Genomic DNA, 13,450 nt, shown 5'->3' on the forward strand with positions numbered 1-13,450 from the left:
TTTGCCGGCGTAAGTTGTGTATAATAGACATCTCGCACGCTTCTCTCGTGATATCACGACTGAACGACTAAAGCGCGGGGGATTTACCAGCGTACCCGAACTGATTGGCACTATCGACGAGTACATTGCGCATCACAACACCAATCCAAAGCCATTTATCTGGACGAAAAGTGCCCGCGATATCCTGGAAAAAGTCATTCGTGCCAATAACCACTTAAGCTCTAAACAGAATGAAACACTACACTAGTATAGCGTTCTGTAGAAAAATTACAGATTGCTGCTGGCAAGGCTTGGCAATGGATCTGTTTCGAGGCTCTGCAGTTCGTCGGCGATAATTTCGTACTGGGCATCGAATAGCTCGCCCTGAGGTATTTCCTGATCCAGATAGATAAGAGTCAGTTCTGGCATGTGGGTGCGAATACGCCGCAGCACTGTGGCTCGCTCCTCCAGGCTCATGGCGGTGAGGGCTTCATGCATGACCAGCACCTTGGGGTGCTTGACGATGGCACGCAGCAGCTGGATGCGCTGGCGCGCTATCAGCGGCAGGCTACCACCACGGAGGCCGACCTGGGTGAAGCCTGCCAGTACCATGACCATGGATTCGGCGTCTTCATCACGCATGGCGGCGTCGATGAGCTGCTGCAGCTGGCGCAGTTCGGCGGGATTCGTGCCGACCACCTTGCCGTAAAGAACATTCTCCCGCACGTTCAGACCGGCACTGATTTGATCTTCGCTGAAATGGTCGAAACTGCTGCATAGCGGGCAGTCGGTGCGGGCCATGACGACCTGGCGGGCTGCGAGCAATTGCTCGGTGACAGTGCTGTCCAGCAGATCATCGCCGTGTTGCAGCGGCACTATGCGCAGGAACAGCTCCAGCAGCAGGATTCGATCCTCGTTGCTGCGTGCAGGATCCCGGCGTTCCAGCTCGCTGACCTGACGGCGAAAATCCGGTGTGTCGAACTCACTGAAATTGTCGGGCAGCGGATCGAGCGGGCCTGCATCAAGCGCCAGTTCACTTAGCCGTGCGGCCATATCTCGCCCGCATGTCAGGGCATGGTCGGTAAGGTTGAACTGCTCAAGCAGCGCGCTCATCTGTGGATGTGCCGCCATGGATGCGGGCGTACTGACCGGGGGGCAGGGAATACCGAAGCCCAGGTTTTGTGCCACCGAGAGGCCACAGTTGTAGCTCTGAGGGTCGAATCGCTCGATCAGGTGTTCAAGGCCGGATTCCGGTACGCGCTGCAATAATTGTCGGCGCACCCTGAGCAGTCCATCGGACAGCTCCTGCGGACGCTCTGCCGGATTGTACTTCTCGTTCATACCCACGTTATAGATAAGTTCATCGGCCCCCACTACCTTAAGTCCCTCATATAGCCAGTGGCGCATATCTTCCCAGTTCTCGGCGTGGGCGAGGGCAAAATCGGTCCAGATACCGTCGAAGCGGTCGGTACTGTTGCCGGAGGCTTCAGCTTCGCTAATTTCCCACAGACGCTGGCCATCTAGTTGCTCCGGAGTTTCGCTGGGGGGCTTGAGACGCATGCTGTAGTTGATGTTTTGCAGCATATTGCCGGAAAACAGGAAGGCGTCTGGGCCGACATAGGTCAGTTCCCGGGCGAGCAGATCCGAGGGCAGATCCTTAAGGTCGTCCTCGCCAAAACGCAGGTGGCCGCTCAGTGGCGGGTTGAATCGGATCAGGGTGCGCGCCAGTGCGCGCAAACGCGACGGGTCCTTGCAGCGTATGGCCGTGCCACTGCCTGAGGGCAGTTCGATGTTAACGTTGCGGACCAGGCGGTTGCCTAACTCGCTGCCCACTGCGACTCTGTCGAGGCGAATGTTGCTGCTCAGCTGGGTCGGGCTGGAGTCACTGGCCAGCACAACGGGCATCAGATCCTGGGACTGGAACTGCTCCAGTATCTGTTCGTACTTGATCATTGAATCCTGATACTGCTGGTAGTAATCGAGCAGCTCCTTCCAGGGCGCGGCCAAATCCTTGTGGGCCGCAACTGCCGCTACCAGAGCCCCGATGGTCAGTTCCCCGCGAATGGCCAGTACGCCGCCTATGGAATAGAACATCAGCGGTGTCAGCTGGTTGATGAGGTTGTTGAGAAACTTCATGAAGAACTTTTTTTTGTAGATATCGAGCCGTATGCGGAACAGCTCTCCCAGGATCTTGGAAAATTCGGCCAGGTGGTAGGGTCGGGTGCCGTGCAGACGGATCTCCATCATGCCGTCGACACTCTCGCCGATGCGCTGGGAGAAGTGGCGCACGGTTTTAACCCTTTCTTTCTTAAGCTGATTGATTTTGCGCTGCAGTCTGGGAATAACCAGAATCTGCAGCGGAATAAGCGCAATGGAGGCGATGCCCAGTATTGGATCCTGCATGAACATGAACAGCAGTATGGTAAGCATGGTGCCGCCCTGAAACGCAGGCAGGGCGATACTGTCGCCGATGAAACCTGCCAGGGGCTCGGTTTCGGCCGTGATGGTGGAAATCAGCTCGCCCTGGCTGATCATCTGAAAGCGCCTGGGCTGAAAACGCAGGATAAGCTCCACCAGCTGGTAGCGCAGGCGTCGCACCAGGCGCTCGCCGACGATGCCTTTGTAGGTGTTGATGTACATCTTGACCATGCCGTTGATCAAAATCATTGTCAGCAGCAGGCCACAGAGGGTCAGCAGGTAATGCATTGGCTCAAGGGTGGTGCCAAAGACCTGTTTGAGGCTGGCTGCATCACCGATGGCATCGTTGATGATGATCTTGGGCAGTTCCAGGGATATATACAGAATTGGGAAAGAGCAGACTGTCATCAGCAATAGACGAATCTGCTGTGGCAGGCTAAAGCGCAGAATAAATCGGACAATGGACTTGTCCATAGGTCGGTCTCCGATCCTGACAGCCAAGCCCTGGGCAAGAGGTCGTTCAAGGGCCAAAACAAGCTGCATGACGCATGAAAAGGTAAATTTTGCTGCTATGCAACAAACATATCTTAATAGTGTAGTCGGGCGCAGGAGAAGTTTTTTGCGTTCAGCCTGAGCATTTTTCCATTCAGGGTACCTGGGCGCCAGGCAACTGGATCAATGCATCACTCGCCCAGGGATGCTGGCGCAGCTCAGCATGCAGGTGATCAAGGAACAGGCGTGTTTTAGGGTTGAGGTGCTGACGGCTCGGATAAAGGGCAGTGAGCGCAATACTGGGTATAGGATATGGCTGCAGCACCGCTTCAAGCTCCCCGCTGTCCACCAGCGGCTGGGCAAAGAAGCAGGGCAGCCTGGCAATACCAAAGCCGCGTCGCGCCATGTAGCGCACGAAATTCAGGCTGTTGGTGCGCAGGGGTGTTTCTATCTGCAAGCTGTGGCTCTGATCCCAGTTGTCAAAATGCAAAGGGTCCGAACGTTGCAGCAGGCCGAGATAACGATGCCGCTGCAAGTCATGGGGGCTTTGCAAGGGCGGGCTTTTACGCAGGTATTCCGGTGCCGCATAGAGGCCACGGGCTATCTGGGCGACAGGCTGGGCTATAAGGCTGGAATCTTCCAGTACACCGACCCGAATGGCGATGTCGACACCTTCTTCCACCATATCGATAACCCTTGAGGTCAGCTCGACCTCCATCTGGATCCTTGGATACTGATGCATGAAGCTCGCCATGACGTTATCGAGCATGGCAAGTGCCAGCTCTGTGGGCATGGTAAGTTTGAGTCGCCCCTGGGGTTCTGGCTGATTAACACTGAGCCGGTGGCGCGCATCTTCAAGTTGACAGATCAGCGGTCGGCAACGTTCGAACAGTTCTTCGCCATCCGGGGTCAGATGCAGCTTGCGCGTGGTGCGTTGCAACAGACGAATGCCCAGCTCATCCTCAAGCTGAGAGATGCGCCGGCTTAGGGTGGATTTTTGTGTGCCCAGACGTTCGGCGGCGGCGGTGAAGCTGTTGGCTTCAACCACGCGTACGAAATAGCGCAGATTATCGAGATTCATAGGTAAAGCCCGGGCAACGATTGATCCCGCATTATCACGCTATTTGCAACAATGGCAAAGCGTCTATGTAGAATGTACTATCAGATTTGTCGGCAGGGTGAGGCCGTTGAGCTGCGGCCTGGATGTTACGCAGATAAGGCTTGCTCTAATTAAGGCTGTCGAAGGTGCTGCCGGAACGGAGTCTTGGTCCCCTGCATCCCAACCGGATCTGAGGCGCATTTATGTGGCAAATGCTGGAATTCGTGGGTCATCGGTTGTCGGTCTACCTGTCCCACCCTCGCGATGGGCTGGCGCCAAAGGCGACGAGTTCCGCCGACAAACTGCATCACTGCTTGCAGCCCGGCGATGTGCTGCTGGTTGAAGGTACCAGCCGTATCAGTACGGCCATCAAGTATCTGACCCAGTCGACCTGGTCCCATGCCGCCTTCTGCATAGGTCACGCGCTGGATGGGCCTGAACTGGGTGCCCAGGCGCGTATTCTGATCGAGGCGGATGTATCGGCTGGCGTACGGGCGCTCTCATTGCAGCGTTATGAGTCCTACCATACCCGCATTTGCCGTCCCGTCGGTCTGCAGGCCGCTGAAGTGAAGGTCATGACCGACTATTTGATGGCGCGCCTGGGACAGCAATATGATCACAAGAATATATTTGATCTGGCGCGTTTTCTGTTTCCCACACCCCCTGTGCCGTCGCACTGGCGCCGCCATATGCTGCACCTTGGCAGTGGTGATCCGACCCGGGCCATCTGCTCATCACTGATTGCAGAAGCCTTTCAGGCTATTGCCTATCCGATTCTGCCGGAGGTGGTACACAGCGATAATGCCGGTTTTCCGGTGCGGCTGTTCCGCCGTCATCCGAGCCTGTTTACGCCGCGGGACTTCGATGTGTCACCCTACTTCAAGGTCATTAAACCGATGCTGGAAACAGGCTATGCGTACCGCAATATTATCTGTTTGGGTGATCCGGAACCGGAACCGGAACCGGAACCGGAACCGGTCAGCGCCGAGCCGGACCAGGTCGCACCTGTGCAGGGCAGCGCTATGCCGACGGCCGGTATCCAGGGCGACTAGCGCATTTTCATCTTACATCGGCCATTGCGATGGTTGAGACGAGATAAAGGTGACTGTGTTGGAGCTTGTGCAGGCTGGGGTATCGGAGCGGTTTGATGGTTTTTATTGCGCCTTGCTGGCGCGCACGTGCAAAGAAAGTAACCAAGGCTCTTTACCTTGAAGAATACGCCCCGATGTAGCCTATTCGCTGCGCTCTGAGATCATTCGACGGGCTGCGCTGACGGTACATCCATGTACCTCATCGCAGGCGCATCAGTCCCTGTTGCGCCCCTTCGGGCCTGATCGCCGAATGACCTCAGTGCTCGCCGGCTTCATAAGGGGGAAGCAAGAGCCGCTCTGATGTTTCGGTGGCAGTTAGAACATTTTCACCTTACCTCGACCCATATCCGGCCGTCTCTAAGTAAGAAGGCACTCAAAGCAACCTCGATAGACAGATAAGTGTTTCGTGAAAATGCTCTAGCAGCCTGTCGGACTTTGCCTCGCTACGACCGGCCAAGTCCGACAGGCTGCTAGCTGCGAGAATCACTATCCTGGCGGCTACGGGCATGTTGATAGATGGCATCGACAATGGCCTTCAGGCCATTGCCTCTGGAGGGGCTCAGGTGTTGCATGAGCTTGAGGCGCTCGAACAGTCCCTGCAGATCGAAGTCCAGTATCTGCTGCGGGCTTTTGCCGTTGAAAAGTGCCAGCAGCAGGGCGATCAGGCCGCGGATAACACGGGCATCGGAGTCCATCTGCAACCATAACTTGCCCTCGCGATAGTCAACGGTGAGCCAGACATGACTCTCGCAGCCGTGCAGACGATTGCTGTCATTGCGCTGTGCTATATGCAGAGCGGGCAGGTCCTTGCCCAGTAGCATGATTTCCCGATAGCGTGCCTGCCAGTCGCGGCAGGCATCGAGGCGTTGCAGCAGTGCCTTGGTGCCTATATCAGGCTCGGTCGCAAGCGCCCCCTGAGATGGCTGCAGGGCACTCTGTGGATTGGGTTCAGACGGCGAACTATAGCTGCGAGCCGGTGCCTGGTGTTCCAGCACAATCTGCTTGAGCACGGCGGCAAAGTGTTCGACTTCTGCCAGGGTGTTGTAAAACGCGAAGGAGGCCCGCAGGGTTCCCGCCAGGCCAAGACGCTGCATCAGCGGCATGGCGCAGTGGTGGCCGGCACGCACGGCGATACCCTGCTGGTCGAGCAGCAGGCCCAGGTCCTGCTGGTGCATGCCATCGATGCAAAAAGACATCAGGCTGACGCGTTGGGCCGCATTGCCGACCGACCTAAAGCCTGGAATATCGCTGCAAAGCTGCAGGGCCCGCGCCAGTAGCTGCTTTTCATGGCTTTCCAGTGCGCTGCGATCAAACTGCTGCAGATAGCCGATGGCGGCATCCAGGCCTATTACGCCAGCGATATTGGGCGTGCCGGCTTCAAACTTGAAGGGCAGGCCTGCAAAGCGGGTGCCTTTGAAGCTCACATGTTCGATCATTTCACCGCCGGCCTGCCAGGGCGGCATGGTTTCGAGCAATGACTCCCGCGCCCAAAGTGCGCCTATCCCGGTAGGTCCGAACACTTTATGGCCGGAAAACACAAAGAAGTCACAGCCCAGCGCCTGTACATCAATGCACAGGTGTGGGGTCGACTGGGCGCCATCAATCAATACCCTGGCACCGGCGGCCTGGGCGGCTCGGGTCATCTCGGTTACCGGGTTCAGGGTTCCCAGAGCGTTGGAGGCGTGGGTCAGCGCCACCAGGCGAGGTCCCTGCTGTAACAGCTGCAGGTAGGCGGTCTGATCCAGGCTGCCATCGTCCAGCAGGGGTATGGCTTCAAGGCGCGCGCCAATCTGCTGTGCTAGCAGCTGCCAGGGTACTACGTTGGCGTGATGCTCCAGCGTCGATACCAGTATCAGGTCGCCGCTGCGCAGCTGCGAGCGACCGTAGCTATGGGCCACCAGGTTGATGGCCTCGGTAGCGCCGCGGGTCCAGATTATTTCCCGCGGGCTGGCGGCGCCAATAAAGCGCGCCACGTTTTCCCGCGCCTGCTCGAACGCCTCGGTGGCTCGGCTGCTGAGGTAGTGGGATGCGCGGTGCACATTGGCATTGCTGTGGCGGTAATACTCGGATTGCGCATCGATCACCACCTGGGGTTTCTGGGTAGTGGCGGCGTTATCGAAGTAGATCAGTGGCAGGCCCCGCACCTGTTCCCCCAGAATGGGGAAGTCGGCGCGCAGGCGTTTTATATCGAGCATAGGTGCGTCCGGCATCAGTGCTGCTGAGCCCTGCGCAACAGCTGGCTCTTCCAGCGGGCGTAATACATGGCGGCGGCAAAAAGTACGCTGACCAGAATGGCGTAGCTCAGGCCCAGGCCAAAGGTGGCCGGGTGGGTGGCTGCCAGCACGGCTTCAATAAAGAACAGCAGCAGCACAAAGCAGAGCCAGGCGTGGGGGCGGGGGTTGCCCAGTATGACCGAGGGCGCAAAGGCCAGCAGCGGCACCAGGTGCCATAGCCAGACCACCCAGGGACGATCGCCGGGGGCTGGCGCCAGCCACAGATACCAGGCGCTGAGCAGGCCCAGCAGCGCTGCATAGCTGCCAAGGGTCAGCAGGCGGGCAATGCGTACCTTGGCATCGAGATTGTTGTCTATGGTGGTTTTCATTGCGGGCTCCGGGGTATGAGTTTCACCGCCAGCTCACCCAGGCGCCTGCCCTGGGCCTGGCACAGCCTGAGTTCGGTGGCATCGACGCTGCGGCCGGCCTTGGGGCCGGCCACATGGGTGGGGCCATAGGGCGTGCCGCCGGTCTGGGTGGTCAGAAGTTCCTGCTCGCTGTAGGGCAGGCCTGTAATCAGCATGCCGTGGTGCAGCAGTGGCAGCATCATGCTTAGCAGAGTGCTCTCCTGACCGCCATGCAGACTGGATGAGGCACTGAAAACCGCCGCCGGTTTGCTGATCAGGGCGCCGGAGAGCCAGAGTGCGCTGGTGCTGTCGATAAAGTACTTCAGCGCTGCAGCCATATTGCCAAAACGTGTGGGGCTGCCAAGGGCCAGGCCCGCACAGCCGGCCAGATCCTGCTCGCAGCAGTAGAGGTCACCCTCTGTGGGAATGGAGTCCGCTGTGGCTTCACAGATACTGGAAATCTCCGGAACCGTGCGCAGACGTGCCTCGATGCCGGATTGCTCGATACCGCGGGCGATCTGTTGCGCCATGGTGCGTGTAGCACCGTGGCGGCTGTAATAGAGCACCAGTACGTAGGGGTTATCCTGGCCTGGGCGGGTCACTTCAGAGAATCTCCAGCACGGACTCGGGCGGGCGGCCGATGCGGGCCTTGCCATTGCGGATGACAATAGGACGCTCTATCAGCTTGGGGCATTGCACCATGGCGGCAATAATCTGATCATCGCTCAGGCTGGTATCATTGAGCCCCAGTTGCTTGTATTCAGCTTCCTTGGTACGCAGCAGAGCACGGGCGTTGATGTCAAGGGCGCTCAATACTTCGCGCAGTTCGTCGGCGCTGGGGACATCTTTAAGATATTCACGCACCAGAGGTTCGATGCCGTTATCCCGCAGCAGCTGACAGGTTTCTCGGGACTTGGAGCAGCGTGGGTTATGATAGAGGGTAACTTGACTCATGGCGCTTCCGTATCGATTTTTTGGCGGCGCCTATTGTAACTGCCAATGCTTTATCGCAAAAGGACTTCACCATGAGTGCTGTTTTCCTGCGCAGGTTTAACCTGTCACCTGACGCCTGCGCCCATTTTCCCAGAGCCTGTCTGCCCCAGGGGAGGGTTGCTGCATGAAAGCCCTGTTAGAAATGCGCTGGCTGCGTTTCCTGCGCTATCTGTTGAACCAGTTTGTATCCAATCAGGGCGTGCTCAATGCCGCAGCTCTGACCTATACGACCCTGTTTGCCGTGGTACCGCTTATGACGGTGACCTACTCGATGCTGGCGGCTATACCGTCATTTCATGGAGTAGGTGAAAGCGTGCAGGGCTGGGTGTTCCAAAACTTTGTGCCGGCCACCGGCGAGGTGGTGCAGGATTATCTGGGCAACTTTACCAGTCAGGCGCGTAACCTCACGGCCATAGGTGTGGCCTTTCTGGCCGTGACCTCAATCATGATGATGAAAAGTATCGAGGCGGCCTTCAATCGTATCTGGCGCGTCTCGCGGCCCAGGCGCGGCATGTCGAGCTTCTTGCTGTACTGGGCAATTCTGAGTTTGGGCCCGGTGCTTATTGGCCTTGGGCTGGTGCTCAGTTCCTATCTCGCAAGCCTGTCGATTGTGAATGATGCTGCGGCTGTGGTTGGACGCGGGCGTTTGCTGAGTCTGCTGCCCATGGTGCTGTCTGCGGCGGCCTTTACCCTGCTGTATGCCGCCGTGCCCAACTGTCGGGTACCGCTGCGCAGTGCCTTTATCGGTGCTTTGGTGGTGGCGGTGTTGTTTGAAACCGCCAAGCGTGGTTTTACGTTTTTTGTTACTCAGTCGCCTTCCTACCAGCTGATTTATGGTGCCTTTGCCGCGGTGCCGTTGTTTCTGCTGTGGATCTATATCTCCTGGGTGATCATTTTGCTGGGCGCAGAGCTTACCCGGGCGCTGAGCGTGTACCAGCCGGTACGCCGCCAGGTGGCAACGTCCCATCTGCAAACCGTGGTGGCGGTGCTCTACCGCCTTTGGCAGGCACAACAGGCCGGTACTGCATTATCGGATCGGGTGTTACTGCAGGAAGTGGCGGGGCTGGATCAGGGACGCTGGGATGAATACCAGGTGCTGCTGATGGACGCGGGCATAGTGCAGCGCAATGAGCAGGGCGGCTATCTGCTGTGTCGTGACCTGTCCCATTATCGGCTGCAGGAGCTGACGCAAGTGCTGCCCTGGCCTATGCCGGAACCCTTTGCCCATGAGTCCATTAGCCCGTGGCAACGCCGTCTGGATCTGCGTCTGCAAGCTCTGGCCCATAACCGCAGCAAGCAGCTGGATGTCCCCCTGCTGGAGCTGTTTGAATCCGATCAGACCGGTGTAGACGGTAGCGCCCGCAAGGAAGAAGCCTGATGCAAAGGACTGTCTTGATTGAGGCACGGCGCATACGGGTGACGGGGCGGGTACAGGGCGTTGGCTTTCGCTACTTTAGCTGCCAGCAGGCGCGCCGCCAAGGCTTGCTGGGCTGGGTGCAGAATGAGCCGGATGGCGCCGTTACCGGCTGGCTGCAGGGCGATGCGGAGGCTTTGGGTCGGATGCTGCTGTGGTTAGAGCGCGGGCCAGACGCTGCACAGGTTTCAGGGCTAGAGGCCGAGCCCTGTGAGCTGGATCCTGGCTTGCAGGGTTTCACTATACGGCGCTGAACGCTGCATGCTACAGGTCACTGCTACAGGTAATGTTCGATATTAATGCGGTCGTGTTGCGCGGCCGTCAGATACTGACGGGCGTAGTCTTCACAGACGCCGCTTTGCAAAAACAGCCGGAAAAGCTGCGGGTCTATATGACCCCGGTCGCGCATCTGTCCCATGATATTGAGCGCCTCGCTGAGGCGTTTGGGGTCCTTGTAAGGTCTGTCCGTGGCGGTGAGGGCTTCGAAGATATCGGCGATGGCCATCATGCGCGCTGGCAGTGACATCTGGGCCCCGGTCAGCCTGCGGGGATAGCCTTGCCCGTCCATGCGTTCGTGGTGGCCCCCGGCAATTTCCGGTATGCCGCGCAGATGGCGCGGATAGGGCAGTTTCTCCAGCATGATGATGGTCTGCACTATATGGTCGTTGATCTTGTCGCGCTCCTCGGGCGTCAGGGTACCGGCTCTGATCAGCAGGTTGTAGAGTTCCCCCTGGTTGTAGAGATGCACCGGCTGGTCGAGTTTAAACCCCCAGGGGTTGTCCGGGGCAATGCGGTCGGCTGCTGAACGCGGATGTATATGAAAATCCTTGTCGGCCAGCAGCTGTTCCTGCACCGGAAGAGTATCAACGGTACCCGTTCGACGCTGGCGTTCTTCCCATGAAATGCCCAGGCGATCATCCAGTGTGCGTTGCCAGTCGCGGCTGGCAATGGTGCGCAGGCGTTGCTGGTCTGCCACCGCCATCTGTTCCTGGCCCAGATTGCACTGGGCGACAAAGGCAAAGTCCGCATCCAGTTGCGCCAGCTCTGCGGCCAAGGTTGCCTCCAGCCGTGCTTTAAGTGCCTCGGTATCCGTGCCCTTGCCTGCATGCAGTTGTCGCCAGAAACGCAGTTCGGCGTCGCGCTTGAGGACTTCAAAGCGGGTGCGGATTTCATGGATGCGGTCGTAAAAGGTTTCCAGCTTGGTGGCCTTTTCAACTACATATTCAGGCGTTGTGACTTTGCCACAGTCGTGCAGCCAGCTGGCGATATGCAGCTCTTCCCACTGATCGGCACTTAGGCTGAAATTGGCAAAAACCGGCTCTGAACTGTCGCAGGCTGCTCTGGCCAGCATCGCGGTGAGCGCCGGTACGCGGGAACAATGCCCGCCTGTGTGGGGTGACTTGGCATCAATGGCGCCTGCGATCAGCTCGATAAAGGCTTCCAGCAAGGCTTTTTCCATGCCAATAAGCTGGCGGTTCTCCAGCGTGAGTGAGGCAAAGCCGGACAGGGTTTCGATAAACGCGAGTCGATCACCTTCGCAGTGGGTATGGTCGTTGCCATAAAGCAGGCAAAGCACGCCGACGGACTCACGCTTGCGATTTTTCAGCGGTATGGCAATGACCATAAGGTGGTCTGTTCCCAGGGCCTGCAGAAGCGAAAACAGTGGATGGCTTTTACTCTGCCTGTTCAGGCTTTGCGAGAGACTCGATTCCTGTAACAGACAATCAGCCAGCTGGTGATTTCCGTGTAAGGAGCAGGGCGGCAGTACTGGCACTGTTTGGATGGGCTCTGCCAGTTTCAGGCTGGCAGGCTCCAGACGGCTGTCGTCGTCACTGACCAGGTAGATCGCAGCCCCCGCCGCCTGGCTGACGCCCATAGTTTGGGTGGTAATCAGTTCTATTAGCGGCACAAAGGCGGTTTCTGCCGACATGGCCCCCAGCATGTCGAGAAACTGGTTCAGGGTATCCTTCATCACGGTCATGCTGTGGCCAAGGTCGTCGATTTCGCGAATGCGCGAGCGGGTGCTGATGGGTTGATCGAGCTGAAAGCGCCGGATCATGCTGGCTTCCAGTGCCAGCTGGCGCAGTGGGCGGGATATCTGGTGTGCCAGGAGCCAGGTGAGTGGCAGTGCCAGCAGCAGCATAATGCCAGTGATCAGGTTGGACTGGCGACGGATACTCAGGGCCTCGCTGAGGAGTTCAGCTTCGGGAACGAGGGTCAGAAGATCAAAGTGAATACCGTCGGCGGGCTCCAGCGCATAGAGTTCGCCACGCCAGATTTGGCCGTCGAACTCGAGTCGAAAGCGCCTTTGGCCGGCGGCGACGGGCTTGCTCGCCGCATCCAGTACCTGGGAGCCGAGACTGTCGAGGCGGGCGATATCAATGATCTTGTCCTGGTCCAGCAGCACCAGCTTGCCCGGGTCACGATAGGCCAGCGCATTGAGGTTTTGATCCAGCAACACGATTTCGCTGCGAGCTGTGATATGCAGCTCGGAAATGGACTCCGACAGCCGGTCCAGCGCCACATCGGCTGCGATAACTGTTCCCTGCAGTGGGTCGCGACTGGACAGCGTAATGCCGACCTTGCGGATGGCAGTAAAGAAGTAGGGCTCGGTGACGACATGCTGATCACGGCCCAGTGCAAGCTGATACCAGTTTTGCTGGCGCGGATCATAGTCCGAGGGCGCAGTGTCGCGCTGTTCGATCAGGTGCAGATCGACGTCGAAAAAGTACTCTTCGTGCAGTCGGCGTTCCTCGCTGTCGACGCTAATGCTTTGGGCGATCAGTGTGCTGCCTGGCGGTGGGTTAAAACGGGTACTGAGCGGGTCTTCGTTGATGGGACGGACGACGAGGTAGTCGCCATTGGCGTAGCCGATTTGCAGCGCCGTAATCTGCGGACGCTGTTCCAGAGCTCTTGCCAGCAGAGTAAGTCGGGCCAGTCGCTCCGTTGGCGTTTGGGCCTTGACGATGGAATCCAGCGTCAGCATGTTGATCAGCTGCACTATGGGCTGATAGGTACGCTGAAATTCGAGACGCAGGCGTTTGCCATATTGCTCAAATAGCTGGGTGGAGGCGGTGAGGACCAGGTCGCTGGACTTGCGGTAGTTGTACCAGGTCAGGCTGCCGCCGAGCAGCAGAATCAGCAGCATGAAGAGTGCTGTAATCTGCAAATGCAGCGGGTAATGTCGCGGCTTGACGCTGAACATGGGATCGGGGTCCGAGCAAGGTATCGGCTCGTGAACTATAGCGTACCCTTCCCCGGCGGAGGTTTTTCGGGCCGTGTCGCTATTGATATTAACCCGGCGGGTTAATACATGAAGCAAGGATGCTTCATCATTGGCCGCA

10 protein-coding genes are annotated in these 13,450 nt (G+C 58.0%); 3 read left to right on the forward strand and 7 right to left on the reverse strand.

The window, feature by feature from the left end; translation table 11 throughout:
* Nucleotides 1-267 precede the first annotated feature (267 nt).
* On the reverse strand, nt 268-2,871 hold the full coding sequence (locus MPRO_RS01900) for an ABC transporter transmembrane domain-containing protein (protein ID WP_067286308.1): 2,604 nt from the start codon (nt 2,869-2,871) through the stop codon (nt 268-270).
* Nucleotides 2,872-3,043: 172 nt separating this feature from the next.
* Nucleotides 3,044-3,970: a LysR family transcriptional regulator gene (locus MPRO_RS01905; protein ID WP_067286310.1), complete on the reverse strand. Its 927-nt coding sequence runs from the start codon at nt 3,968-3,970 to the stop codon at nt 3,044-3,046.
* Nucleotides 3,971-4,191: 221 nt separating this feature from the next.
* Here MPRO_RS01905 and MPRO_RS01910 point away from each other — a divergent pair, with 221 nt between their 5' ends.
* Nucleotides 4,192-5,040, forward strand: coding sequence for a C40 family peptidase (locus MPRO_RS01910; RefSeq protein WP_082708394.1), 849 nt, complete (start codon nt 4,192-4,194; stop codon nt 5,038-5,040).
* 509 nt (nt 5,041-5,549) lie between these two features.
* On the opposite strand, the gene MPRO_RS01915 is transcribed toward MPRO_RS01910, so the two are convergent.
* From MPRO_RS01915 to arsC, 4 genes are read right to left on the reverse strand one after another with little or no spacing between them, the layout of a single operon-like run.
* The gene (locus tag MPRO_RS01915) at nt 5,550-7,274 is read right to left on the reverse strand and encodes a SufS family cysteine desulfurase (RefSeq protein WP_082708396.1); all 1,725 of its coding nucleotides are present in this window, start codon (nt 7,272-7,274) and stop codon (nt 5,550-5,552) included.
* Nucleotides 7,275-7,288: 14 nt separating this feature from the next.
* Nucleotides 7,289-7,681, reverse strand: a complete 393-nt coding sequence (locus tag MPRO_RS01920) for a DUF2069 domain-containing protein (protein ID WP_067286318.1) — start codon at nt 7,679-7,681, stop codon at nt 7,289-7,291.
* Entirely contained in the window at nt 7,678-8,301 is a 624-nt protein-coding gene (gene wrbA / locus MPRO_RS01925) for an NAD(P)H:quinone oxidoreductase (protein WP_082708395.1), read from the reverse strand. The genes MPRO_RS01920 and wrbA overlap by 4 nt, the downstream gene beginning before the upstream one ends.
* 1 nt (nt 8,302) lies before the next feature.
* A complete protein-coding gene (arsC, locus tag MPRO_RS01930) occupies nt 8,303-8,653 on the reverse strand; it encodes an arsenate reductase (glutaredoxin) (RefSeq protein WP_067286320.1) in 351 nt (116 codons plus the stop codon).
* A gap of 163 nt (nt 8,654-8,816) precedes the next feature.
* Here arsC and MPRO_RS01935 point away from each other — a divergent pair, with 163 nt between their 5' ends.
* Both MPRO_RS01935 and MPRO_RS01940 read left to right on the forward strand, forming a co-directional pair.
* The gene (locus MPRO_RS01935; protein WP_067286322.1) at nt 8,817-10,070 is read left to right on the forward strand and encodes a virulence factor BrkB family protein; all 1,254 of its coding nucleotides are present in this window, start codon (nt 8,817-8,819) and stop codon (nt 10,068-10,070) included.
* Nucleotides 10,070-10,360: an acylphosphatase gene (locus MPRO_RS01940; RefSeq protein WP_067286324.1), complete on the forward strand. Its 291-nt coding sequence runs from the start codon at nt 10,070-10,072 to the stop codon at nt 10,358-10,360. Before MPRO_RS01935 ends, MPRO_RS01940 begins: the two co-directional genes overlap by 1 nt.
* A gap of 23 nt (nt 10,361-10,383) precedes the next feature.
* Here MPRO_RS01940 and MPRO_RS01945 read toward each other — a convergent pair whose 3' ends face one another.
* Nucleotides 10,384-13,311, reverse strand: coding sequence for an HD domain-containing phosphohydrolase (locus MPRO_RS01945; RefSeq protein WP_067286326.1), 2,928 nt, complete (start codon nt 13,309-13,311; stop codon nt 10,384-10,386).
* Nucleotides 13,312-13,450 lie beyond the last annotated feature (139 nt).

This window comes from Marinobacterium profundum (assembly GCF_001528745.1).
GTDB classification, from domain to species: Bacteria; Pseudomonadota; Gammaproteobacteria; order Pseudomonadales; family Balneatricaceae; genus Marinobacterium_A; species Marinobacterium_A profundum.